Source organism: Pelagimonas phthalicica (assembly GCF_004364805.1).
Taxonomy (GTDB): Bacteria; Pseudomonadota; Alphaproteobacteria; order Rhodobacterales; family Rhodobacteraceae; genus Pelagimonas; species Pelagimonas phthalicica.
The window spans coordinates 166,096-188,655 of sequence record NZ_SOAP01000003.1; the positions used below are offsets into that span (position 1 = coordinate 166,096).

General features: G+C 58.4%; 24 protein-coding genes. 6 read left to right on the forward strand and 18 right to left on the reverse strand.

What is annotated here, in order from left to right; all coding sequences use genetic code 11:
* The first annotated feature begins 113 nt into the window (after positions 1–113).
* A complete protein-coding gene (locus tag CLV87_RS18930) occupies positions 114–956 on the forward strand; it encodes a DUF6206 family protein (protein ID WP_099248681.1) in 843 nt (280 codons plus the stop codon).
* Between the two features lie 331 nt (positions 957–1,287).
* On the opposite strand, the gene CLV87_RS18935 is transcribed toward CLV87_RS18930, so the two are convergent.
* A complete protein-coding gene (locus CLV87_RS18935) occupies positions 1,288–1,785 on the reverse strand; it encodes a hypothetical protein (RefSeq protein ID WP_099248683.1) in 498 nt (165 codons plus the stop codon).
* A complete protein-coding gene (fsa, locus tag CLV87_RS18940) occupies positions 1,778–2,431 on the reverse strand; it encodes a fructose-6-phosphate aldolase (RefSeq protein WP_099248685.1) in 654 nt (217 codons plus the stop codon). The genes CLV87_RS18935 and fsa overlap by 8 nt, the downstream gene beginning before the upstream one ends.
* A 117-nt stretch (positions 2,432–2,548) precedes the next feature.
* On the opposite strand from fsa, the gene CLV87_RS18945 reads away from it, so the two are divergent.
* From CLV87_RS18945 to uvrC, 5 genes are all read left to right on the forward strand, one after another.
* Positions 2,549–4,738 (forward strand): primosomal protein N', encoded by a 2,190-nt coding sequence (locus CLV87_RS18945; RefSeq protein WP_099248687.1) that lies wholly within the window; start codon positions 2,549–2,551, stop codon positions 4,736–4,738.
* A 169-nt stretch (positions 4,739–4,907) separates the two neighbouring features.
* Positions 4,908–5,702 (forward strand): S49 family peptidase, encoded by a 795-nt coding sequence (locus CLV87_RS18950; protein ID WP_099248689.1) that lies wholly within the window; start codon positions 4,908–4,910, stop codon positions 5,700–5,702.
* 170 nt (positions 5,703–5,872) lie between these two features.
* Entirely contained in the window at positions 5,873–6,826 is a 954-nt protein-coding gene (locus tag CLV87_RS18955; protein ID WP_099248691.1) for a calcium/sodium antiporter, read from the forward strand.
* 10 nt (positions 6,827–6,836) lie between these two features.
* Positions 6,837–7,613, forward strand: a complete 777-nt coding sequence (locus tag CLV87_RS18960; protein ID WP_099248693.1) for an SDR family oxidoreductase — start codon at positions 6,837–6,839, stop codon at positions 7,611–7,613.
* A gap of 321 nt (positions 7,614–7,934) precedes the next feature.
* Positions 7,935–9,776, forward strand: coding sequence for an excinuclease ABC subunit UvrC (gene uvrC, locus CLV87_RS18965; RefSeq protein ID WP_099248695.1), 1,842 nt, complete (start codon positions 7,935–7,937; stop codon positions 9,774–9,776).
* An 84-nt stretch (positions 9,777–9,860) separates the two neighbouring features.
* Here uvrC and CLV87_RS18970 read toward each other — a convergent pair whose 3' ends face one another.
* From CLV87_RS18970 to CLV87_RS19045, 16 genes are all read right to left on the reverse strand, one after another.
* Positions 9,861–10,289 carry an acyl-CoA thioesterase gene (locus tag CLV87_RS18970; RefSeq protein ID WP_099248697.1) on the reverse strand — a complete coding sequence of 143 codons (429 nt, stop codon included), beginning with the start codon at positions 10,287–10,289 and terminating at the stop codon, positions 9,861–9,863.
* The gene (locus CLV87_RS18975) at positions 10,286–11,038 is read right to left on the reverse strand and encodes a TIGR02186 family protein (protein ID WP_370739656.1); all 753 of its coding nucleotides are present in this window, start codon (positions 11,036–11,038) and stop codon (positions 10,286–10,288) included. Before CLV87_RS18975 ends, CLV87_RS18970 begins: the two co-directional genes overlap by 4 nt.
* Complete coding sequence (locus tag CLV87_RS18980; RefSeq protein ID WP_099248701.1) at positions 11,035–11,949, reverse strand: sulfite exporter TauE/SafE family protein; 915 nt, start codon at positions 11,947–11,949, stop codon at positions 11,035–11,037. The genes CLV87_RS18975 and CLV87_RS18980 overlap by 4 nt, the downstream gene beginning before the upstream one ends.
* 126 nt (positions 11,950–12,075) lie before the next feature.
* Entirely contained in the window at positions 12,076–12,453 is a 378-nt protein-coding gene (locus CLV87_RS18985) for a MerR family transcriptional regulator (RefSeq protein ID WP_099248703.1), read from the reverse strand.
* Positions 12,450–12,866: a nuclear transport factor 2 family protein gene (locus CLV87_RS18990; RefSeq protein ID WP_099248705.1), complete on the reverse strand. Its 417-nt coding sequence runs from the start codon at positions 12,864–12,866 to the stop codon at positions 12,450–12,452. The genes CLV87_RS18985 and CLV87_RS18990 overlap by 4 nt, the downstream gene beginning before the upstream one ends.
* Positions 12,867–12,991: 125 nt before the next feature.
* Positions 12,992–13,957 carry an ABC transporter permease gene (locus CLV87_RS18995; RefSeq protein WP_099248707.1) on the reverse strand — a complete coding sequence of 322 codons (966 nt, stop codon included), beginning with the start codon at positions 13,955–13,957 and terminating at the stop codon, positions 12,992–12,994.
* Positions 13,957–15,051: an ABC transporter permease gene (locus tag CLV87_RS19000; protein ID WP_099248709.1), complete on the reverse strand. Its 1,095-nt coding sequence runs from the start codon at positions 15,049–15,051 to the stop codon at positions 13,957–13,959. Before CLV87_RS19000 ends, CLV87_RS18995 begins: the two co-directional genes overlap by 1 nt.
* Positions 15,044–16,588 carry an ABC transporter ATP-binding protein gene (locus tag CLV87_RS19005; protein ID WP_099248711.1) on the reverse strand — a complete coding sequence of 515 codons (1,545 nt, stop codon included), beginning with the start codon at positions 16,586–16,588 and terminating at the stop codon, positions 15,044–15,046. Before CLV87_RS19005 ends, CLV87_RS19000 begins: the two co-directional genes overlap by 8 nt.
* Positions 16,589–16,745: 157 nt before the next feature.
* Positions 16,746–17,810, reverse strand: coding sequence for an agmatine deiminase family protein (locus CLV87_RS19010; protein WP_099248713.1), 1,065 nt, complete (start codon positions 17,808–17,810; stop codon positions 16,746–16,748).
* Between the two features lie 119 nt (positions 17,811–17,929).
* A complete protein-coding gene (locus CLV87_RS19015) occupies positions 17,930–18,934 on the reverse strand; it encodes a BMP family lipoprotein (RefSeq protein WP_099248715.1) in 1,005 nt (334 codons plus the stop codon).
* 138 nt (positions 18,935–19,072) lie between these two features.
* Positions 19,073–19,483 (reverse strand): ribosomal protein S18-alanine N-acetyltransferase, encoded by a 411-nt coding sequence (gene rimI, locus CLV87_RS19020; RefSeq protein WP_099248717.1) that lies wholly within the window; start codon positions 19,481–19,483, stop codon positions 19,073–19,075.
* The gene (gene tsaB / locus CLV87_RS19025) at positions 19,480–20,151 is read right to left on the reverse strand and encodes a tRNA (adenosine(37)-N6)-threonylcarbamoyltransferase complex dimerization subunit type 1 TsaB (RefSeq protein ID WP_099248719.1); all 672 of its coding nucleotides are present in this window, start codon (positions 20,149–20,151) and stop codon (positions 19,480–19,482) included. Before tsaB ends, rimI begins: the two co-directional genes overlap by 4 nt.
* Before the next feature lie 118 nt (positions 20,152–20,269).
* Positions 20,270–20,833 carry a NifU family protein gene (locus CLV87_RS19030; RefSeq protein ID WP_099248721.1) on the reverse strand — a complete coding sequence of 188 codons (564 nt, stop codon included), beginning with the start codon at positions 20,831–20,833 and terminating at the stop codon, positions 20,270–20,272.
* 103 nt (positions 20,834–20,936) lie between these two features.
* Entirely contained in the window at positions 20,937–21,440 is a 504-nt protein-coding gene (locus CLV87_RS19035; protein ID WP_099249340.1) for a ClbS/DfsB family four-helix bundle protein, read from the reverse strand.
* A gap of 58 nt (positions 21,441–21,498) precedes the next feature.
* Positions 21,499–21,954 carry a DUF2267 domain-containing protein gene (locus tag CLV87_RS19040; protein ID WP_099248723.1) on the reverse strand — a complete coding sequence of 152 codons (456 nt, stop codon included), beginning with the start codon at positions 21,952–21,954 and terminating at the stop codon, positions 21,499–21,501.
* Between the two features lies 1 nt (position 21,955).
* Positions 21,956–22,411 carry a universal stress protein gene (locus tag CLV87_RS19045; protein ID WP_099248725.1) on the reverse strand — a complete coding sequence of 152 codons (456 nt, stop codon included), beginning with the start codon at positions 22,409–22,411 and terminating at the stop codon, positions 21,956–21,958.
* Positions 22,412–22,560: the final 149 nt, after the last annotated feature.

Below are 22,560 nucleotides of genomic sequence, written 5' to 3' on the forward strand. Positions count from 1 at the left end.
TTCGGGTTAAGCCGCGTTTTGGTGCGGGTGGAGCTTTGCCGGATGGGCTGGCGTCCCGAGGCATGAGGCGCTACAGGGGGCCAGCCCGGTCGGGCAGGTAAAGGAGACATGGTATGACTGACCAAACGGAACTGGCCCGATTGATCCGCGCGGATTCTGCGGAACGGGGTCAGCCTGTCTCAAAGCTCGGCTATTTCTGCGCGCCGTTTCGCCCCACATCCGGGCCGCTGGCGGATAAGGTCATCAAGGTCTATCGCGGTTTGAGTGATGTCGCAGCCTTGGAGCGTTTGCATCAATGTCACGACGATTATGTGCAGGCGATGTATGCGTCTGGTGTCGGGCTGCCGGAAACCGAGTTCTTTCTATTGGATATCGAGGGCAGCCGCATTCCGGTGATTGTGCAAGAGGCGCTGCCAGCGGATTCAATGATGCGCCCACTGATGATGTCGCGCCCCTTGGACGAGACATTGGTCATGATGGCGGCCGCGGGCGAGGTGATCGCTACCTTTTGGCACTGGGCCCAAGGGGTTGAGACGCGCATCGGCTTTCACCCGTCGATCCGGAATTTTGCCTATGTGGACGGGCGTGCGGTCTTTTTCGACACATTCCCGCCCTTGATCCACTATTCGCGCGACGAAATGGGCAAGATGCTGCTGACCTATTCGGATAAGCGGTTGATGCGCTGGGTTGGACCGTTTCTGCAAAAGAAGGTCACCGGCATTCAGGATGAATGGTATTCGCCGCCGGAAACCCTGGTCGGCTTGGTTGGATCGGCCTGCCGGTTGCGCCCGGATGACGCCGAGGCCTATTTGGCCTGGGGACGAGATTTTGCAGAGCGACGCATGCAGCCATGGTTGCAAGAGGCACTGGACGGTATGCAGGAACCGCCGCGTCTGCCGGGCTATTGGACCGGGTTTCGCAAGATCCTGGGCTTGCAGGGTGAGCCGAACGTTTAACCTAGGCGCAACAAATTCCGTGCACGGAATTTGCAAATTCCATGGATGGAATTTGGTGGCGCGTGCCTAGGGTCAGGACCCATTAATTTGACGTCGCTGGCGCAGGGAGGGCAATAAAGCAGGGGTTTTGGACGCGCCGGAACTGGCGGGATCAATTTCAAGCGTTCAAAGCCGCTGCTTTGCAGCGCTCCTTACGTCTGCAAGATTTGGTTGGTCTTGCCCCTGAGCTGCGTTACATCACCTTGAAATACAACCAGTATTCCTGCGGAGACGTGCCTTGTCAGGACCAAGACCAACCAAACCAGTGGCGTTAAATTAATGGGTCCTGACCCTAAAGCGGGGCGACCAAGGGCAACCCGTGTTTTTCGAATTTGCGCGGGACAGGTTTGCCGTTTAAGCTGTGGGTGCAGCAGGGGCATTGTGGCTGGATACGCTCGGGCGTGATGCTAGGGTCGACCACGGCCAGCTTGCCCTCCGCATCAATGAACAACCCACTGAAGTAGCTGCTTTCGCCATATCGGATTAGGTCACGCCGATCTGCTTCATGCTCGGCGACGATCCAGAAAATCGGCTCGGGCTTGTCCAATCGTGACACGGCTTCGGAATAAACCGTGTCCCAGTCTTGCCCCACCCGAGACAGCAGAAAACGAAAAAGAGGGGTGTAGTCGAAACCGTGGCGCTGGCCTGAATGCATCGAGGTCTGTGCGCCGGATTTTGTGCCGCGCTCATAAGCGGCGCGCTTCCCGGACCCATGGTTTACCCCATGGGTCCGGGTGTTCACCTTGCGACAAAGCGGGGCTTTTTCGCCCCGTTTTCCGCGTTTAGACAATCTTGATGCCTGCCTTTTCGATATCGGCGAGGAAGCCCGCCAGACCTTTGTCGGTCAGCACGTGGTTGGCCATGTTCTTGATCACGGCAGGCGGGGCGGTTGCCACGTCTGCGCCGATCTTGGCGCATTCGGCCATGTGATTGGCGGTACGGATCGAGGCGGCCAGGATCTGTGTATCAAAGCCGTAATTGTCATAGATGGTCCGGATGTCTTCGATCAGGTCGAGACCGTCGATATTGATGTCATCCAGGCGACCGATAAAGGGTGAGATAAAGGTCGCGCCCGCTTTGGCGGCCAGCAGCGCTTGGTTGGCGGAGAAACACAGGGTGACGTTGACCATCTTGCCCTCGTCAGACAGCACTTTACACGCCTTGAGCCCGTCCCAGGTCAGCGGCACCTTGACGGCGATGTTTTCCGCGATCTCGGCCAGCTTGCGGCCCTCGGCGATCATGGCATCCGCCTCAAGCGCGACAACCTCAGCGGAAACCGGGCCTTCGACCATGTCGCAGATCTCTTTGGTGACTTCCAGAATGTCGCGGCCGGATTTGGCAATCAGCGACGGGTTGGTGGTCACACCATCCACCATGCCCAGAGCGTTCAGCTCGGCGATGGCGTCGACTTCGGCCGTGTCTACGAAGAATTTCATGCGCGTGCCCTCCCAGGCGAAGCTTGGCAATTGATCGCGGGTGTCTTACCTCATGGAGACGCGTATCGGAACCCTAATTGTCGGGCAAATGTTGGCGCTAACAGGATTAGAGGCCTCATGACGAGCTTTTTTGAGGAAAATGCGCTGGTCGCGGTGCAGACGACGCAGCCGCTGGATCGGTTGTTGGATTACCGAGCGCCCGAAGGCGGCTGCCATTTGGGCGCCTTTGTCGAGGTGCCACTAGGGCCGCGCAAGGTGATTGGTGTGGTCTGGGGGCCGGGCAGGGGCGATTTTGATTATTCCAAGATCCGCCAGGTAATCCGTGTGTTGGATGTGGCCCCGATGCGCGATGAGATGCGTAGTTTTCTGCAAAAGGCTGGGGCCTATACGCTGACCCCCATGCACGCGATGTTGCGGTTGGCGACGCGGGCACCGGGGCTGGGCGATCCGCCGTCGATGCAAAAGATCTATCGGCTAGGCGAGGGGGAGCCGAGCCGCATGACCGATGCCCGCCGCCGAGTGTTGGAGACTTGCCGAGACCTTGGCGGGCTGTCCCTGACCTTAAAAGAGCTGGCGGAAAGCGCCGGGGTGACGACTTCGGTGGTCAAGGGGTTGGTCAAAACTGGAGCGGTGCGCGAAGAGCAAACGCCACGTGATACGGGCTATCCTTTGCTGGAACCGGATTATGGTGCCAAGGAGCTGACCGAGGATCAGGAAAAAGCGGCGGCACATTTGCGCGAAGGGCAAGCGTCAAAGCAATATAATACAGTGTTGCTGAAAGGGGTGACTGGGTCAGGCAAGACCGAGGTTTATCTTGAGGCGGTGGCCGAGGCGCTGCGGCAGCGGCGGCAGGCCCTGGTGCTACTGCCCGAAATCGCGCTGACAGCCGAGTTCCTGACCCGGATCGAGGCGCGCTTTGGGGCGAAACCGGCGGAATGGCATTCTGGCGTGACCATGACCGAGCGTCGCCGGGTCTGGCGTATGGTGGCGCAGGGGCAGGCGCAGGTGGTGGTCGGCGCGCGCTCGGCCCTGTTTTTGCCGTTTCAACGGCTCGGGCTGGTGGTGGTCGATGAGGAGCATGACACATCTTACAAGCAGGATGATGGTGTGCTTTATAATGCCCGCGATATGGCGGTGCTGCGCGCCTCGATCCTTGGGGCGCAGGTGGTGTTGGCCTCGGCGACGCCCTCGCTGGAAAGTTGGAACAATGCTGAGACCGGGAAATATGATCGGGTGGTGTTGAGCTCGCGCTATGGTCCGGCGATTTTGCCTCAGATGCGCGCGATTGTTATGCGCAGTCAGGATTTGCCCTCGAACAGCTGGATCTCGCCCGCCCTGAAACGGGCGGTCTCGGCACGGATTGAACGGGGTGAGCAATCCTTGCTGTTTCTCAATCGTCGCGGTTATGCGCCGGTGACGCTGTGCCGGGCCTGTGGACAGCAGATTGGGTGTGATCATTGTGATGCGCGCATGGTTGAGCACCGGTTTCTAAAGCGGCTGGTCTGCCATCAATGTGGTGAAAGCAAACCGATCCCTGAGACCTGCCCGTCCTGCGGGGCCGAAGACAAGCTGGCCCCGGTTGGCCCCGGTGTGGAACGTCTGGCCGAAGAGGCGCAGGCGCAGTTTCCGGAGGCGCGGATCGCGGTTTTGTCCTCGGACCTCTATGGCACGGCGCGCGAGTTGAAGGGCCAGATCGAAGCCATTGCTGATGGGGCAGCGGATATTATCATTGGCACGCAATTGGTGGCCAAGGGGCATAACTTTCCTTTGTTGACGCTGGTTGGGGTGATTGATGCTGATCTTGGCTTGCAAGGCTCGGATCTGCGCGCGGCGGAGCGGACCTTTCAATTGATGCGCCAGGTGGCCGGGCGCGCGGGGCGCTCGGAACGGCGGGGGGAGGCGTTGTTGCAAACGTTTCAGCCGGAACACCCGGTGATCCGCGCCATTCTGGCCGGGAATGAAGAGGCGTTTTGGAAAGCCGAGCTGGACGAGCGGCGCGTGGCGGCGATGCCGCCCTTTGGCCGTTTGGCCGGGATCGTTTTGTCAGGTGAGGATGTGGCGCAGGTCTTTGACCTTGGCAACCATCTGGCACGTCATGATGGGCCGTTGCGCAAGGTGGGCGCGGTGATCTATGGGCCGGCGCCGGCTCCGATTGCGCGGGTGCGCGGGCGCCACCGGGTGCGGCTGTTGGTGAAGGCCCCCAAGGATGTGATGTTGCAGCGCGCCCTGGCGGATTGGGCCGGTCAGGTGCAGCTAAAGGGAGATTTGCGCATGTCGATAGATATCGACCCGCAGAGCTTTTTTTGACGGGGTCTTGGGGCGCTGCCCCGTCTCGAGCAGGCTCGAGACTCCCCGGGATATTTTTGGCCCAGAGAAACAGGGGGTGTGACGTGATGGGGTCACATTGCCCGACGAAGCGTCATGTTATCTGGGCAACCTCTTGTTTGTCGGCGGAAGCGGCTCTACATGAGCCAACATGAGACGCTGGATCCCATTCATCAAAAAACATCCCCAGGTCGCCGTGGTGCGCCTGCAGGGTGCGATTGGAACCTCTGGTCGAGGCGGTCTGAGCGACCGCTCGGTGGCGGGGCTGTTGGAGAAAGCTTTTGGCAGCAAACCTGCCGCTGTTGCGCTTGAGATCAACTCGCCCGGCGGCTCGCCTGTGCAAAGTGCGCTGATAGGCGCGCGTATCCGGCGTTTGGCAGAGGAAAAAGACGTGCCTGTCTATGCCTTTGTCGAAGATGTGGCCGCTTCGGGGGGCTATTGGCTGGCCTCGGCTGCGGATGAGATTATTGCGGATAGCTGTTCTATTCTGGGGTCGATTGGGGTTATTTCGGCCGGGTTTGGTGCGCATGTTTTCCTGCAAAGACAGGGGATTGAGCGGCGCGTGCACACGGCGGGCAAATCCAAGAGCATGCTCGACCCGTTCAAACCGGAAAACGAAGAAGACGTGGCGCGTTTGAATCGCCTGCTGGGGCAGTTGCATGAGCAATTCATCGGCCATGTGCGCGATCGGCGCGGTGAAAAGCTGGCCGATAACCCGGATCTGTTCACCGGCGAGGTCTGGATTGGCCAATCGGCCATCGAGGTCGGGCTGGCGGATGAGATCGGACATCTGGTGCCGGTGATGAAGGACCGCTTTGGCGGCAAGGTGCAATTCCGCCGTTTTGAACAACGCCGCCCGCTTTTGCCGCGCCTTGGCGTGCAAGCCATGCAGGGCGCGATGAGCGAAATTGAGGAGCGGGCCCTGTTCGCGCGTTTCGGGCTATAGCGTGTTGGTCAAGATCGTCTCTATCTTTCTGGTATTTATGGCGGTTTTGGCCATGTTCGGACGGCTGCGCTTTCCGGGGCAGGCCCGATTGAAATCAGCAAAATGCCCGCGTTGTGGGCGATACAAGATTGGCCGCGGTCCCTGTGACTGTGGCAAAAGAAAGGGCTGAGATGGTCTTTGTCTTTGCGGTTCTCGGGCTGCTGATCCTGCTTTTGGCGGGGGATGCGCTGGTCAAGGGGGCGGTGAATCTCAGCTTGCGGCTTGGCGTTCCGGCGCTGATTGTCAGCCTGACGATTGTGGCCTTTGGCACCTCTGCGCCCGAGCTGTTGATTTCGGTACAAGCGGCGCTTGAGGGCGTGCCGGGCATTGCGCTGGGCAATGTCATTGGGTCCAACACCGCCAATGTGCTGCTGGTTCTGGGCGTGCCTGCGCTGATCACGGTGATGCATACCAGCCAATGTGATACGCGCAAAAGCTATTACCAGATGATCGCGGGTTCGATCCTGTTCATTGTCCTGGCGTTTCGTGGGGTGTTTGACTGGATCTCCGGCCTGATTTTGCTGGCCGCCCTGGCGCTGATCCTAGGGGATGCGATGCGCGATGCGCTGCTGCATCGTCGCGATGGCTGTGATCCGTGCAGCGATGATCTGGAAGAGCCTGAGGGCGCAGATCCGGACATGCCGGGTTGGAAGATCGGGTTGTTCCTGCTGCTGGGCCTGATTGGTCTGCCTTTGGGGGCGGATTTGCTGGTGGATAGCGCCACCGAGATTGCTGAGATGTTTGGCGTGCCGGATACGGTGATTGGCCTGACGCTGGTGGCGCTGGGTACGTCTTTGCCCGAATTGGCGACCACTGTGATGGCGGCCATTCGCAAGCAGGCGGATGTGGCCATTGGCAATGTGATCGGCTCCAACATGTTCAACCTGTTGGCTATTATCGGCGTTGCGTCGACCATCGCGCCGATGCCTGTTGATCCCGAGCTGTTGGAGTTTGACATCTGGGTCATGCTGGGCGCGTCGATCCTGCTGATCCCATTTGTGCTGTTCAAAAAGGATCTGGGCCGCGTCTGGGGGGTGGTTCTCTCGGGGCTATATGTGAGCTACATTCTGCTCGTCCTGACATAGGGAGGCAGAGATGCAGGCATTGGTGACCGGGGCCGCGCGGCGGCTGGGCAAAGCGATGGCGCTGTATCTGGCGCAGCGCGGCTATGACGTTGCTGTGCATTATGCCGGGTCCAAAGAGGACGCGCAGGAGACTGTGGCCGAAATCGAAGCATTGGGGCGCCGCTCGGTTGCTTTGCAGGCGGATCTGCTGGATGAGGACCAATCACAAGCTTTGCTCGGGCGGGCTGTGGACGCGTTGGGCGGTCCTCTGACCGTGTTGGTGAACAACGCTTCGGTCTTTGAATATGACAATGTCCACAGCGCTGATCGGCAAAGCTGGGATCGGCATATGGAAAGCAACCTGCGCGCGCCTTTCGTGTTGACGCAGTGTTTTGAGCGGCAAGTGCCCGAGGCGGGTGTCGATGCGCGGGGCGAGCCGATTGCGCGAGGGTTGATCGTCAATATGCTTGATCAACGGGTGCGCAAACTGACCCCGGAATTCATGAGCTATACCCTTGCCAAGATGGGGCTTTGGGCGATGACGCAGACCACCGCGCAGGCCTTGGCCCCGCGGGTGCGGGTGAACGCCATTGGCCCTGGGCCAACCTTGATCGGGGCGCGCCAAAGCCAGACCCATTTCGACGCACAGCGGCGCAATACGGTGCTGGAACGCGGCTCTAACCCCGAGGATATCACTGCGGCGCTGGGCTATTTTCTGGATGCGCCGGGGGTTACGGGGCAGTTGATCTGCACCGATGGAGGACAGCATCTGGCATGGCAAACGCCGGACATTCTGGGAGTGGAATAATAGGCGCGCGATGCAAGTTTTGCACCGGTCACATAAGCGTTAAGAAAGCGTTACAATTTTCCTAATGGTCTCAAGGGCTTGGCAAATTTCGATGTTTTTAATGTTTAAAAACAATCACTTAACATTTTGCCTAAAAAATAAGCAACTGTCAAAAAAGCCCCAAAAACAAGGGAAAAATGTGTATACACAGAATTTGCCTACAGAGTTATCCACAGAAACGGTGGATGTAAAAAACCTTGAACATGGACCCTTGGCATTGCAGCGCGCAGAGGGAATCATTCACCCATGATTTGCGCTGAGCCCCGCGAGTAAGATGAAAACATGCAAACTGGATATGACATTATTCACGGATATCTGAAGACTCTGGATTCCTCTCCAGGCGTCTATCGGATGTTGGATGAACAATCGCGGGTTTTGTATGTTGGCAAGGCGCGCAACCTGCGCGCACGGGTGTCGAATTACGCACGGCCAAGCGGTCATTCGCGGCGCATTGCGCGGATGATTTCGGAAACCCGGTCAATGATGTTTTTGACCACCAAGACCGAAACCGAGGCGCTTCTGCTCGAGCAGAACCTGATCAAGCAGCTTAAGCCCAAGTTCAACGTGCTGCTGCGCGACGACAAAAGCTTTCCCAATATTCTGGTCACCGATCACGACTACCCGATGATCAAGAAACATCGCGGGGCCAAGAAAGAGGGTGGCAGCTATTTCGGCCCCTTTGCCAGCGCCGGGGCGGTGAACCGGGTGCTCAATCAGTTGCAACGTGGCTTTCAGCTGCGCAATTGTAGCGATTCCATGTTTTCCACCCGCACGCGGCCCTGTCTGCAATACCAGATCAAACGCTGCAGTGCGCCCTGTGTGGGCAAGATCAGCCCCGAGGAATATGCCGATAGCGTCAAGGATGCGGCGCGGTTTCTACAGGGCAAATCAACGCAGATCCAGGAAACGCTGGCAGAGCAAATGCAGCAGGCCTCGGATGAGATGGAGTTTGAGCGCGCCGCCGCTTTGCGTGACAGGATCAAGGCGCTGACACAGGTGCAAACGGCGCAGGGTATCAACCCACGCACCGTGCCCGAGGCGGATGTGATCGCGCTGCATCTTGAAAAGGGACAGGCCTGTGTGCAGGTGTTCTTTATCCGCGCCAATCAGAACTGGGGGAACAAGGATTTCTACCCGCGTGTGGGCGAGGATGTGGATCCAGCTGAGATCCTCGAGGCGTTCATGGGCCAGTTCTATGATCAGAAGGATCCGGCGCGGCTGATCCTGCTCAACCACGGAATTGAAAATGACGACCTGATGCAAGAGGCGCTGAGCGACAAGCTGGGTCGCAAGGTCGAGATCGCTGTGCCCTTGCGCGGGGAAAAGGCCGAGCTGGTTGATGGGGCGGCCCGCAATGCCCGCGAAAGCCTGGCGCGCAAGATGTCCGAGACAGCGACCCAAGCCAAATTGCTGCGCGGCGTTGCCGAGGCCTTTGGTCTGGATGGCCCGCCTGAACGGATCGAGGTTTACGACAACTCGCATATCCAGGGCACCAATGCGGTGGGCGGCATGATTGTCGCCGGGCCGGACGGGTTTATGAAGAACCAGTACCGCAAGTTTAACATCAAGGGCGAAGACCTCGTCCCAGGCGATGATTTCGGCATGATGAAAGAGGTGCTGACCCGCCGCTTTACCCGGTTGCTCAAGGAGGATCCGGATCGCTCCAAAGGGCTGTGGCCGGATTTGCTGCTGATCGATGGCGGGGCGGGGCAGGTCTCGGCTGTGGCTGAGATCATGCGCGAATACTCGGTCGAAGATGTGCCCATGGTCGGGGTGGCCAAAGGGGTGGATCGGGATCACGGCAAAGAGGAGTTTCACCGCGTGGGAGAGCGCCCCTTTGCCCTGCGCCACAATGATCCGATCCTCTATTTTGTGCAGCGTCTCAGGGACGAAGCGCACCGCTTTGCCATCGGCACACACCGGGCGAAACGTGCCAAATCACAACTGGCCAATCCGCTGGACGAGGTGCCGGGGGTTGGTGCGGCGCGAAAACGGGCGCTGCTGGCGCATTTTGGATCAGCCAAGGCGGTGAGCCGCGCCAATCTGGTGGATCTGAAGGCGGTGGATGGGGTCAGTGAGGCCCTGGCAGAAAAGATCTATGATTTCTTCCACGAGAAGGGGTAGGGGGCGCTGCCCCGTCTCAAGCAAGCTTGAGACTCCCCGGGATATTTTTGGCCCAAAGAAGACGCCGGATTTTGTAAACCGAGCCTAGCGCAGGGTTTCAAGGATGGCGCGCGTTTGCGGTGGGATTGGGATGGGGGTTGAGCTTTGGTCGGTCAGCACTTGGGTAAAGAACCCTTCGGCGGTCGCGGTTGACTGGCCCGCTTTGAACAGGGCAAATTCCATACGGTAGGAGCTGGTGCCGATATGCGGGATGCGCAGACCGGCGCTTAGGTCGTCGGGAAAGGCCAGCTCAGCGAAGTAGCGGCAGCCGGATTCGACGATAAGGAAGCGCAGGGCGTCGGGGCCCTGAATGTCGATGCCGTTTTGAAGCTGCCAGAGGCTCATCGCCGTATCAAAGAGCGACAGATAGGTGGCGTTGTTCAGATGCCCATAGGCGTCATTATCGGCCCAGCGGGTTTGCAGGGGCACAAATCCCTTGTACTGATCGCGGGTCGACGGGGGCTGACGGCTCATCTGCGGCGCAGGATCTGGAAGGCGGCCGAGGCCCCCCAACCCGCCGCGATGGCGATGGCCAGAGACATGAGCCCGTAGAGCAGCGGTTGCTGGCGCGACAGAGTGAACAGCCAGCGTTCCAAACCAACCTTGCGCACCTCAATTTCGGTTTCATAAACCGAGATGACCTCTTTGTTGCGGGTCAGGAAGACGCGGGTTTTATAAGCCCCTTCGGTCAGGTTTGCCGGAAGCTTGATGGCTGTGTCAAACAAGGTTTGCTGGCGCAGGTTCACTTCGAAATCGCGTTGCTGGTATTTGTCTTCCGAGGTTCGGATGCGCGTCAACGCCTGGGTAAACCGCTGCGGGTCATCTGCAGCGACGCCCACGGCGCGAATGGCACGTTCGACAGAGATTTTGTGGCGCAGGTCCTCGGTATCGGAAATGACCAGGGGCCATTCATGAGAGGTGGCGACCGCGTAGAAGCTGGGGGCGCTGTCGACTTCGACCGCTTCGGTATTGACCCAGATGCCAAAGCGGCGGTCTTTCTTGCGCACGGTGACAGGCTGGGACGGCCCCGCAACGGTAATGATGACCTGAAGCAGCTCCTCGGGAATTTCGGTTTCGCGCTTGATCGCGCCATAGATCAAAATCTCGGACCCGCTGAAATTGGCGTCAATCGAGATCGTGTCTTGACTGAGGCCCAGCACGACCTCTTCGGCCTTGAGAGGCAATGCGAAAAACAGAAGGAAGGTGAGAAGGAGACGCATCAGTGGCCTCCCGCCGCGCCGAGGCTGTAGAGTTCGCCGGGCATAAGCAAGAGATCCAGCGCCAGTTTCGCGCAGACGCCGATCACCATCAGGGCCAGCAGGATACGCAGCTGTTCCGCCTTGAGCTTGGCCCCGATCACCGCGCCGAATTGGGCACCGATAACGCCGCCAACCAGCAGAAGAACCGCCAGAACAATATCAACGGTAAAGTTGGTGGTCGCGTGCAAGAGCGTGGTGAAGGCGGTGACAAAGATGATCTGGAAAAGCGAGGTGCCGACAACAACTTTGGTTGGCATGCCCAGCAGGTAAATCATCGCAGGCACCATGATAAAGCCGCCGCCCACACCCATGATGGCCGCCAGAATACCGACGCAAACCCCAACCATAAGCGGAGGGATCACCGAGATATAGAGCCCCGAAGTGCGGAACCGCATCTTGAAGGGCAGGCCATGGATCCAGTTGTGTTTCTTGCGCTTTGGCACCACGCCCGCATTGGTTTTGCGGATGGCGTTCAGGCTTTCGACAAACATCAGGCCGCCGATCACGCCAAGAAAGACTACGTAGCACAGCTTGACCAGCAAATCGACCTGGCCGACACTTTTGAGATAGTTGAAGACCACAACACCCAGTGCCGCCCCGACCAAACCGCCGATGAGCAGCACCGTGCCCATTCGTAAGTCCACCGTTCGTCGTTTGAAATGCGCCAGAACCCCGGAAAAGGACGAGGCAACGATCTGGTTGGCTTCTGTTGCGACGGCAACCGCGGGCGGGATGCCGATAAAGAACAAAAGCGGAGTCATCAAAAACCCGCCACCCACTCCGAACATGCCGGACAGGACGCCAACAAGGCCCCCCAACCCCAGCAGTAGAAAGGCATTGACGGAAACTTCGGCGATAGGAAGGTAGACCTGCATGATCTTTCCTAGCGTCATCAGGCATGATGATGCAAGTGCAGCGAGGCGGGTTTGTTTGTGGACTCATGGATAGTCAGTGACTGGCCCAGTCTGTGCGTCAAAAATGAGACCGATTTGATGCTCCGGTCACGGGAGTTGCTCCTTTTGAGACTGTTCTTCCTGTTGAGTATACAAAACGATCTTTTCCTCAATCAATGTTCTGCAGGCGTTAATGCGACTCTGTTGGTGTTCCAGCCTGTGTTGATGTCGCACCAACATTGCCTTGCGCAGCGCAAGCGTTGCGTCGCCTGAACGAGCTAGTTCCGCATATCGGCGCATTTCGTTCAGGGGCATCCCAGTCGAGCGCAAACGTTCAAAGAGCCGAAGCCAGCGCAAATCCTTGGCCGAAAACGCCCGATGCCCATCGGGGCTGCGTGCGATTGGGCCGACCAATCCTTCGCGTTCGTAGAACCGGATGGTGTCGGCACTTAGATCACTTTCTGCGGCGGCTTCGGCAATTTTCATGACAAGGTTTCTTTGCTTGTGGTGCGTTGGTTCATCGCCTCTTCGAGGGCGGCGGTGTCCTCATAGAAATGATAGGAGGAAAGCTTGCCCTTGTGAAAGGTTGTTTTCAGCGCCCAGTGGCTGCGAAAGGTTTTCCTGGTCTGGCGTATGATATGTTCGAAACGGCCAAAGGCGGCCCCGGTGGTGTCGTTCTCGATCACATCGTCCACGACAAAGCTTTGGGTGTCAAAATGCTGGCGAAGGGCGGCAATAAAGGCACGTAATCCTTCGGAACCGGTATAGGTGCCATAGAGGGGGAGATCGGCATAGGTTTCTGCGCGCACGGCGATGAATTTGGCATCCTCGGTGATCAGGGTGGTAGCTTGGTCCAGATCACTGAGGCTGGCAAGGAAGGTTTCGATACGAGAGGTCATGTTGTGCTCCGAAGTTGTGAACACAATGGGAGTTACTGGCTTGGAGCCACTCCAAGTCAAGAGATTTGACCAAGAAAAAGCCCCCGCAAACGATTGGTGTTGCGGGGGGGCGTTGCGTGCCGCGATTAGCGTTCCTTGACGTAGGGCTCGCCACCAGCGCGGGGTGGAATGGCTTTGCCGACGAACCCGGCCAGGATCACCACCGTCAGGATATAGGGCAGGGCCTCCATCAACTGGACGGGGATGACAAAATCACCCAAGCGGATGTTTTGGAAGCGCAAGGCCACCGCTTGCAGGAAGCCAAACAAGAGGCATGCCATCAGCGCATACCAAGGGCGCCATTTGGCAAAGATCAGTGCCGCCAGCGCGATATAGCCGCGCCCTGCCGTCATCTCTTTGACAAAGCCCGCTTGCAGGGATGTGGCCAGATAGGCCCCGGCAATGCCGCAGAGCACGCCGCAAGTCCCGACGGCTGCAAAGCGCAGGCCGATCACCGAAACACCCGCCGTATCCACCGCATCCGGGGCTTCGCCCACAGCGCGCAGGCGCAGGCCAAAGCGGGTGCGGAACAGCACCCACCATGTCAGCGGCACCATCAGGAAGGCGATATAGGCCAGCGCCGAATGGCCCGAGATCAGGTCCGAATAGATCGGCCCAAAGACAGGTACGTCGCGCAGCGCGTCGGCAAAGGGCAGGGTGATGTCCTGGAAGCGTTGCTCTTCTGGGATGGTGGGCGTGCGCCCGCCTTGCTTGAACCAGTTTTGCGCAATCAGAACCGTCAGACCCGAGGCGAGAAAGTTCAGCGCCACACCCGAGATCAGCTGATTGCCCCGGAAGGTGATCGAGGCCAGCCCGTGAATGGCCGACAGCGCCAGCGACGCGCCGATCCCGGCCATCAGGCCAATCCAGACATTACCGGTGGTAAAGGCAAAGGCCGCCGAGGCGAAGGCCGAGATCAGCATCTTGCCCTCAAGCCCGATGTCAAAGATCCCGGCACGTTCCGAGAACAGCCCAGCCAGGCAGGCCAACAAGAGAGGGGTGGACAGACGGATGGAGCTGTCCAGCACCTGGATAATTACGGCGAGATCCATCAGGCGTCTCCCTTGCGGATATTCAGGAAGATTTTTTCAAGCGGCATGCGCACCATATTGTCGAGCGCACCGGTGAACAGGATCACCAGAGCCTGGATCACGATGATCAGCTGGGTCGGGATGCTGGTCCAAAAGGCAAGCTCGGTGCCGCCTTGGTAGAGGAAACCAAAGAGCAGCGCCGCCAGCAGGATGCCAACCGGGTGTGATCGGCCCATCAGTGCCACCGCAATACCGATAAAGCCTGCGCCTTCGGTCGCGTTCAGAACCAGGCGTTCGGCTTCGCCCATGGTGGTGTTCAGCGCCATCAGGCCTGCCAAACCACCCGAGATCAGCATCGCGACGATGGTGATTTTGACCGGTGAAATACCAGCATATACGGCGGCGGTTTCGCTTTGGCCGAACGAGCGCAGTTCGTAACCCAGACGGGTGCGCCAGATCAGCAGATAGACCGCGACACAGGCCAGCAGCGCGATGAAAAAGGTCACATTGGCCGGCGCATTGCGGAACATCACGTTATCAGCGGTGGAGAACATGCTTTGGAAGGTCGGCAGATGCGTCGCCTCGGGAAAGCGCGCGGTGGCCGGGTCGCTGGACCCTTGCGGCTTCAGCATGTTCACCAGCACATAGTTCAACAGCGAAAAGGCGATAAAGTTGAACATAATGGTGGTAATCACGATATGGCTGCCGCGTTTGGCTTGCAAAAAGGCTGGGATATAGGCCCAGGCCGCGCCAAACAGGGCTGCAATCACCGTCGCGCCGAGCAGCGCCAGTGACCAATGTGGCCACGGGATGAACAGGCAGACCAGCGCCACGCCCAGCCCGCCAATCATCGCCTGACCTTCGCCGCCGATATTGAACATACGGGCGTGAAAGGCGACGGCCACGGCGAGACCGGTAAAGATGAAGTTGGTGGCGTAGTAGAGCGTATAGCCAATGCCACGCGACGAGCTTAGCGCGCCTTCTACCATGATCGAAAAGGCGTTAAGCGGGTTTTCCCCGATCGACAGGATGACCAGCGCAGAGATTGCAGCGGCCAGAAAGACCGAGATCAACGGGACAAGGACCGCATCGGCCCAGGCGGGCATCTTATCCATGGGCCAGCTCCTTGGGGTTTGTCACACCGGCCATCAACAGGCCAAGTTCGGTTTGGTCGGTTTCAGAGGGCAGGCGTTCGCCCATGATCTGGCCGTCAAACATCACGGCAATCCGATCCGACAGCGACATGATCTCGTCCAGCTCGACCGAAACCAGCAAGATCGCCTTGCCCGCATCGCGCAGCTGCACGATTTGCTGGTGGATGAATTCGATCGCACCAATGTCAACGCCGCGGGTCGGCTGGCCGATCAAGAGCAGATCCGGGTTACGTTCAATCTCGCGCGCCAGGACGATTTTCTGCTGGTTGCCGCCGGAAAAGTTCTTGGCCGCGAGCCAGGGATGCGGCGGGCGCACGTCGAAGCGGTCCATCTTGGCCTGGGCTTCTTGCTTCATGGCTTTGATATCCATCAGCATGCCGCTGCCGGTTTCCGGGCCGTGGTGATAGCCAAAGACCGAGTTTTCCCAGGCGCTGAAATTGAGGATCAGGCCCTCGTGGTGGCGGTCTTCGGGGACGTGACCAATGCCACGATCGCGGCGGGACCGGCCATCAGAATGCTTTCCGGTCAGGTCCAGCTCTTGGCCATTCATCTTGATCGAGCCAGTCGCGTGGCCATAGCCGCCCAGCACATGCATCAGCTCAGACTGACCATTGCCGGACACACCGGCAATGCCGACAATCTCGCCAGCGCGGACGGTCAGGTCGATGCCTTTCAGGCGCTCAACCCCGTCTTCGTCGATATGGCGCAGATTGCTGACCTCAAGCACGGGTTCGGCAGGTTTGGCCGGAACTTTGTCGACCTGCAACAACACCTTGCGGCCCACCATCAGCTCGGCCAATTGTTCGGGATTGGTTTCAGCGGTTTTCACCGTCGCTGTCATTTCGCCACGACGCATGACCGAGACCGTATCGGTGATCTCCATGATCTCGCGCAGCTTGTGGGTGATGAGGATGATGGTTTTGCCTTCTTCACGCAAGCCATTGAGAATGCGGAACAAGTGGTCGGCCTCGGCGGGGGTCAACACGCCGGTGGGTTCATCCAAGATCAAGATGTCGGCTTCGCGATAAAGCGCTTTGAGGATCTCGACCCGCTGCTGGTGGCCAACGGACAGGTCTTCGATCAACGCTTCGGGATCGACCTGTAGCTCGTATTCTTCGGCGAGGTGTTTCAACACGCCGCGCGCCTTGTTCAGGCTGGGGCGCAGCAGCGCCCCGTCTTCGGCCCCGAGGATCACGTTTTCCAGCACCGAAAAATTCTGCACCAGCTTGAAGTGCTGAAAAACCATGCCGATACCTGCCGCAATTGCGGCCTGACTATCCGGGATCTCGGTCTTTTTGCCGTTGATCCAAATCTCGCCTCGATCAGCTTTGTAAAAGCCGTAGAGAATGGACATCAATGTGGATTTGCCGGCCCCGTTCTCGCCGATAATACCATGGATTGTACCCGGCATCACCTTGATCGAGATATCCTTGTTGGCCTGCACGGGCCCAAAGGCTTTGGAAATGCCTTTGAGTTCGATAGCGGCTGTTTCGGTCATGTGGTCTCCCCGAGAGCATGCCTTTGTTCGGGCCCGTTATTGGTTCAGACTCACCCCGGTCTGATGGGCCAATTTTTGCTCAAAGTTTAGTTGTTTTGTGTTGCGGTCAATGAGTCAAGGGGAGCAGGGCAGAAAGGCCTTGAATCCTTGGCTTCGTTTAGGTGCCCGCAGGTATTTCATGCGTGGCGCAATGAATTCCTCCTCCGATTTCGCCCAATGGGTCGGTGTTGAGTTGAATGACCTCGCGGTCGGGATAGGCGGTTTGCAAGGCGTTCAGGGCGATGGCATCGGTTTCCCGGTCGCCGAATTGCGCCGAGATCACAGCGCCGTTGCAGACGTAGAAATTGGCATAAGAGGCGACGAAATCTTCGCTTTGGACACGTCTGCGATTGGGTTCCGGGATCACGTCGATCGTTAGTCCGGCGGCTTTGAGGATGTCATGAGTCTCAAGCGCGGCTTGGTGGAAGGGATCATACGGGTCAGGATCATCCGGAAGGTTGATCAAGACATGACCGGGGCCGATCAACCGCGCCAGTGAATCGATATGGTAATCGGTGATGTCCTGATCCTTGACACCCGGTGCCCAGATCAACCGCTCGGCTCCATAGGCCTCAAGCAGCGCCTTTGTCACAGCCTCTTTGCTGAGGCCGGGATTGCGGTTGGAATGGATCCAGGAGCTTTCATGCGCGATCAGCAGCCCGTGCCCGTCCTGTTCAACGCCACCCGCTTCACCTTTGAGTGGGGAGGGCAGCAAGGGCAGATCAAAGTGACGCGCCAACCGTTCGGCGATCTTGCCATCATTGCTGTGCGTTTGGCGATTGCCCCAACCGTTGAACTGGATATGGCGAAAGGCGCGGTTGCCTTGGTCATCGATCACGGTGATCGGTCCGGCATCGCGCGCCCATAGATCCTCGGTCGGGATGTCCAGCAGCGCGACCTGCTCAGAAACTTGTCTGCGGATATGCGCGTGGTGCTCTTTGCCAGCCAAAAGCGTCACCGGTTCAAAATCGGCAATGGTATTGGCAATCTCGGCAATCGTCGCCTGCACCGTGTCGAGGAAATAGGTGTCGTCATAGACCTTCCTGCTGACCGGCCATTGCATGATCGTGCGCTCATGCGGCACCTCTTCGGCAGGGACGTAAAACCCAGCCGGTTCAGCCCCGGCAAATCCCGGCACCACACCCGCCGCAAGGCTGCCTGCCACGAACCTACGTCTGTTCATGGGGCTCTCCTGTGGGATGGGCGGGGTGGGTAAAGCATGGGTCGATCACAGGTGACGAAAAAGAAAACGGGCTGCGCCATGGATCGACGCAGCCCGCATTGGCTGTTTATTCAGGTCAGTTAGAACTGAAGAACCGGGCAGCTGTCGTCGGACGAATAGTCATGCACTTTTAGCTCGCCTGCGATGATCTGTTCGCGCGCGGCGTCCACGGCTGCTTTCATCTCGTCAGAGACCAGCGCTGCGTTGTTGTCGTCCAGCGCATAGCCAACACCGTCCTGTGCAGTGCCAAAGACTTTGACACCGGTTTCCAGATCAGCACCCTGGGTCATGGAGTCAAACACGGCCACGTCCACACGCTTGAGCATGGAGGTCAGAACCTCACCCGGGAACAGGTGGTTCTGGTTGCTGTCAACGCCGATGGACAGGATGTCCTCTTTGGCGGCGGTTTCCAGAACGCCCAGACCGGTGCCGCCAGCAGCGGCAAAGATCACGTCAGCGCCTTGGCCGATTTGCGCGCGCGCCAGTTCAGAGCCTTTTACCGGGTCGTTCCAGGCGGCCGGGGTGGTGCCGGTCATGTTGGAAATAACCTTGGCGTCTGCATTTGCCGCCATGACACCCTGGGCATAGCCACAGGCGAATTTGCGGATCAGCGGAATGTCCATGCCGCCGACAAAGCCAACGGTGCCGGATTTCGACGCCATGCCGGCCATCATGCCAACAAGGTAGGATCCTTCATGCTCAGAGAACAGGATGGACAGAACGTTAGGGTGTTTCGCCGGGTCAACCCAACCGTCGATGGTGACGAATTTGGTGTCCGGGTAATCCGCAGCAACGGCGTCAATCGCGCCAGCAATGGCAAAACCGGTGGTCACAACCGGGTTAAAGCCCGCTTCGGCGAAACGGCGCAGAGCCTGCTCGCGCTGTGCTTCGGACTGGATTTCGATGTCCTTGTAAGAACCACCTGTCTCAGCCGCCCATTTTTCAGCACCACCAAAGGCGGCTTCGTTAAAGGATTTGTCGAACTTGCCGCCCAGATCATAGATCAGAGCCGGGTCCGCCAGCGCGGCACCGGCGGACAGGGCCAGAGCTGCGGCAGAGCCGAGAATGGTTTTCATGAAAGTCATGTTATCGCTCCCAGGTGTGGATCAAAGGTGAATGGCGAGTCCTGTCGCCATTTCGTTAGTGATGACGTGAATAAGGCCAAAGCGATGCAACAGGGTCAACCGAAATCTTGCCAAAACCCGTGTTTAGGCGCGATTCCCCTAGGTTAATTCACACCGAAGAACGAGGGCATCCTGAGCCGGGGTACCCTGGCGGGCGTAATAGGCTTTACGCCGTCCAACCTCTTGAAAGTTCAGAGAATCATATAGCTTTAACGCGGGTGTATTATCGGCGGCGACTTCCAGGAAAACGGTTGTAATTTCACGCTGCTCAATTTTTGACCAAAGAGTCCGAAATAGATCCTGAGCGATGCCCTTTCGGCGCTGATCGGGGGCGACGGCAACGGTAAGAATCTCTGCCTCGGGCGCAATCAGGCTGGCTAGGGCAAAGCCAAAGGGGGCAGTGACGGCGACAATATTACTCTGATCGAGAAGCTGGGAAAACTCGGCCTCGTCCCATGGTCGGTCGGGAAAACAGCGCGCATGTAACGCCGCCATGTCTGCCGGCGTCATGGCTGGGTCTCGGGCAGAATGGTGGGCGGTGTGAGTTTGGATGGGGCCGCATCTGCGGGGCGGATATAGAGCGGTGCCGGGGCGGGCAGCGATACGTTATGCATGCGCTGCAGGGTTACGCGCGAAATGGCCTCGGCCAAAGGGTAACGCGGCTGCAAAACCCGCCCACCGGTGCGCTCGGCTATGGTCTCAGCCTGTGCTCCTATTACCGCGGCTTCGGCTTTGGAATGAGGCATGGGCAGGTCGTCGAGCAGGCCAAAGGCAGGATCAGATCTGGTTCCATCGTTCAAGGTCTGCAGATAGATCCGATCACGCGGTGCCGCGACGCTGCACACAACCGGCCAGTCATAGCCGCAGGCAAGGGCCTGAAATTGCGACACTCCGACAGCGGGAAGGTCCAGGCCCAAGGCCAGTCCACGCGCCGCCGCGACCGAGATCCGTATACCGGTGAAATTGCCCGGACCGATGCCGACGCCAATCGCGGAGAGATCCTGCCAACTCGCGCCGCCTTCCTCCAACACCTCTTCGAGAAGGGGTATCAGCCGTTCGGCCTGGCCACGGGCCATCTCTTCGAAACGGGATGTGATCAATTCACCGCCGCGCATCAGCGCAGCCGTGCAATGTGGGGCAGAGGTGTCAAAGGCCAGAACAAGAGGGGCGTCAGTCATGACCTGTCTCTGCCGGTCTCAGCCACGGAAAACAAGGGGCGCAAACGCGGGCTGCAAAGAAAAAGGCCACCGCAATGGGGGGCCTTTACTTTTGCAGTGGTGCGATTGGTAAGTGCTGTTACACGGCGACCGGACGCACTTCGGTCACTTCGGGAATGTAGTGACGCAGCAGGTTTTCGATGCCCATTTTCAGCGTCAGGGTCGAGCTGGGGCAACCGGCGCAGGCCCCTTGCATGTGCAGGTAAACCACGCCGCGATCAAACCCGTGAAAGGTGATGTCGCCGCCATCCTGCGCCACAGCCGGGCGCACTCGGCTGTCGAGCAATTCCTTGATTTGACCAACAATTTCGCCATCCTCACCGTCATGATCCGCATGACCACCGGCTTGTGTGGCACCATCCGCCATCACCGGCTGACCGGATTGGAAATGCTCCATGATCGCGCCAAGGATCGACGGTTTCAGGTGATCCCAATCAATGTCGTCGCCCTTGGTGACGGTGACAAAATCATTGCCAAAGAACACGCCCGCAACGCCATCAACCGCAAACAAGCGCTGCGCAAGAGGCGAGGCCGCGGCGGCGTCGGCGGTTGGAAAATCGGCGGTGCCCATTTCCAGCACGGTCAGGCCGGGCAGGAATTTCAGCGTGGCTGGGTTCGGAGTTGATTCTGTCTGAATGAACATTTGGGATGCGCCTTTTCTGGTCTCGGTGAAAATATGCGCTTCGTAAGGGCGAAGGTCAAGGTTTAGAATTGTTCTAATCTTATTGCTGAGTGATTTTATCGTCTTACCGGGCCGATTGATTCGCTTTCAGCCGCTGCCTTAGGTATTTTGCGGCAGATCGGTAATGCGAAGGGGCGGCGGCCTCAGCCCAACGGCCGGTTGTCCATTTGTTGTTACCACCTTTCATCGGCCCGCCATAAAGGGCAGAGTCATCCAAATCGTCGATCAGCCCCAACCAACATAAATGCCACGCCCATAACATCGCGCAGGCCTCGGGCCAGCTGATATCCTGTTGGGCCGCGCGCAGATCGGCATTGTAGCGTTTCAGCTCGTTCCATTTGTAACCGGGGGCGGGGATTTCGACAGCAAGACCCGCTTGACCGGCGTGATACCAGCCCAGAAACAGCGCGATCCAATGGGCGCGATGGGCAATGATATCTTTGGGTGTGATCCCGTCGCTATCCGGAGTGAGGGCAAGGTCGTCAGGTATTTGATCCAACAGCTTTTGCAGCTTGGCAAATTCCTTGTCGGCAACGGCGCGAAGCTCGGCTTTGCAGGTGGCAGGCATAGGGGCCTCCTTTCCGGCAAAGGTTAACGAATAGCGGCGGCGAGGTCTTTGATCCAGCTCACCGAAATCGGGGGCCAAGCTCGGCAGGATCGACATTTTCGAGATGCCAAAAGGCAACCGCCTCTGGCGCGATCTTGTCTAAGGCACGGGTCAATTCGGCGGGCTGAATAGCGCGGTGCAGGGCAAAGGACACAGCAAAAAGCGCGTTCTCAGGCGCGAGATTGTGATGCTTTCGCAAATCGCGCGTTTCTCGCAGATAGGTCTCCGGGTCTGCCCAAGGCTGGGGTTCTGCGATCTGCCAATCCTGCACAAAAAGGGCGCGCAGTGTTGTCGGAAGGATCTGCGCAAAGTCCAGTGCTTGTTGCGTGGTCAAGCGGCTGCGAAAGGCGCGAAAAACGCCTTCGGCCACGGTATAGGTCACGTTGTCTGAGGTGGTTCCCAGCTGGTCTTTGGCGTCGTCGAGAAAACCGCGCCATTCCTTGCCAGCATGGCGATAGCTCCAGGGCATCGGCATGTCAGGTGATCGCTTCGAGCCGTTCTTTGGACATGTCACCGGGGACGATGGTGACTGGAATGGGCAAAGCACCAAAATTGCGGGTGATATGGCTGATGATCGGCCCGGGGCCTTTGCGATCGGTGGCGGCCCCCAGAACCAGAACACCAACTTCGGGATCAGAATTCACATGGGCAATGATTTCCGGCACAGCATCGCCTTCGCGGATCACCAGCTCGGGGTCGACCCCTTGTTTGTCGCGCATCCACTTGGCGAAAACCTCGAAATGGGCGTGAATGCGTTCGCGCGCCTCTTCGCGCATCACTGCGCCAACCCCGATCCAGTGATTGAACTCATCCGGGGGAATCACCGACAGGATCGCCACGCCTCCGCCTGTATTGGCGGCGCGCATCGCGGCAAAGCGCATTGCGTTGAGGCATTCGCGGCTGTCATCCAGAACAACGAGAAACTTGCGCATCTAAAACTCCCTATCCGAATGGATCATGCCTTTGGTTCACGTCACTGGCAAGCGTTCAAAACGCGATGGGTTGTTTGGTCCCTAGGGTCAGGACCCATTAATTCACAATGCTCAGCATGGAAAAATACGTGTTATCAGAGGTTTGATTT

Coding starts and splice junctions, on each gene's coding strand:
- uvrC (WP_099248695.1), top strand. CDS start 7,935: ATGCAAACTGGATATGACATTATTCACGGATATCTGAAGACTCTGGAT.
- rimI (WP_099248717.1), bottom strand. CDS start 19,483: ATGACGCCGGCAGACATGGCGGCGTTACATGCGCGCTGTTTTCCCGAC.
- CLV87_RS19040 (WP_099248723.1), bottom strand. CDS start 21,954: ATGCCGATGCCCTGGAGCTATCGCCATGCTGGCAAGGAATGGCGCGGT.
- CLV87_RS19005 (WP_099248711.1), bottom strand. CDS start 16,588: ATGACCGAAACAGCCGCTATCGAACTCAAAGGCATTTCCAAAGCCTTT.
- CLV87_RS19000 (WP_099248709.1), bottom strand. CDS start 15,051: ATGGATAAGATGCCCGCCTGGGCCGATGCGGTCCTTGTCCCGTTGATC.
- CLV87_RS18980 (WP_099248701.1), bottom strand. CDS start 11,949: ATGCAGGTCTACCTTCCTATCGCCGAAGTTTCCGTCAATGCCTTTCTA.
- CLV87_RS19045 (WP_099248725.1), bottom strand. CDS start 22,411: ATGCGCAAGTTTCTCGTTGTTCTGGATGACAGCCGCGAATGCCTCAAC.
- CLV87_RS19015 (WP_099248715.1), bottom strand. CDS start 18,934: ATGACTTTCATGAAAACCATTCTCGGCTCTGCCGCAGCTCTGGCCCTG.
- CLV87_RS18960 (WP_099248693.1), top strand. CDS start 6,837: ATGCAGGCATTGGTGACCGGGGCCGCGCGGCGGCTGGGCAAAGCGATG.
- CLV87_RS18990 (WP_099248705.1), bottom strand. CDS start 12,866: ATGACCTCTCGTATCGAAACCTTCCTTGCCAGCCTCAGTGATCTGGAC.
- tsaB (WP_099248719.1), bottom strand. CDS start 20,151: ATGACTGACGCCCCTCTTGTTCTGGCCTTTGACACCTCTGCCCCACAT.
- CLV87_RS19010 (WP_099248713.1), bottom strand. CDS start 17,810: ATGAACAGACGTAGGTTCGTGGCAGGCAGCCTTGCGGCGGGTGTGGTG.
- CLV87_RS19030 (WP_099248721.1), bottom strand. CDS start 20,833: ATGTTCATTCAGACAGAATCAACTCCGAACCCAGCCACGCTGAAATTC.
- CLV87_RS18995 (WP_099248707.1), bottom strand. CDS start 13,957: ATGGATCTCGCCGTAATTATCCAGGTGCTGGACAGCTCCATCCGTCTG.
- CLV87_RS18945 (WP_099248687.1), top strand. CDS start 2,549: ATGACGAGCTTTTTTGAGGAAAATGCGCTGGTCGCGGTGCAGACGACG.
- CLV87_RS18970 (WP_099248697.1), bottom strand. CDS start 10,289: ATGAGCCGTCAGCCCCCGTCGACCCGCGATCAGTACAAGGGATTTGTG.
- CLV87_RS18950 (WP_099248689.1), top strand. CDS start 4,908: ATGAGACGCTGGATCCCATTCATCAAAAAACATCCCCAGGTCGCCGTG.
- fsa (WP_099248685.1), bottom strand. CDS start 2,431: ATGAAATTCTTCGTAGACACGGCCGAAGTCGACGCCATCGCCGAGCTG.
- CLV87_RS18985 (WP_099248703.1), bottom strand. CDS start 12,453: ATGAAAATTGCCGAAGCCGCCGCAGAAAGTGATCTAAGTGCCGACACC.
- CLV87_RS18955 (WP_099248691.1), top strand. CDS start 5,873: ATGGTCTTTGTCTTTGCGGTTCTCGGGCTGCTGATCCTGCTTTTGGCG.
- CLV87_RS19035 (WP_099249340.1), bottom strand. CDS start 21,440: ATGCCTGCCACCTGCAAAGCCGAGCTTCGCGCCGTTGCCGACAAGGAA.
- CLV87_RS18930 (WP_099248681.1), top strand. CDS start 114: ATGACTGACCAAACGGAACTGGCCCGATTGATCCGCGCGGATTCTGCG.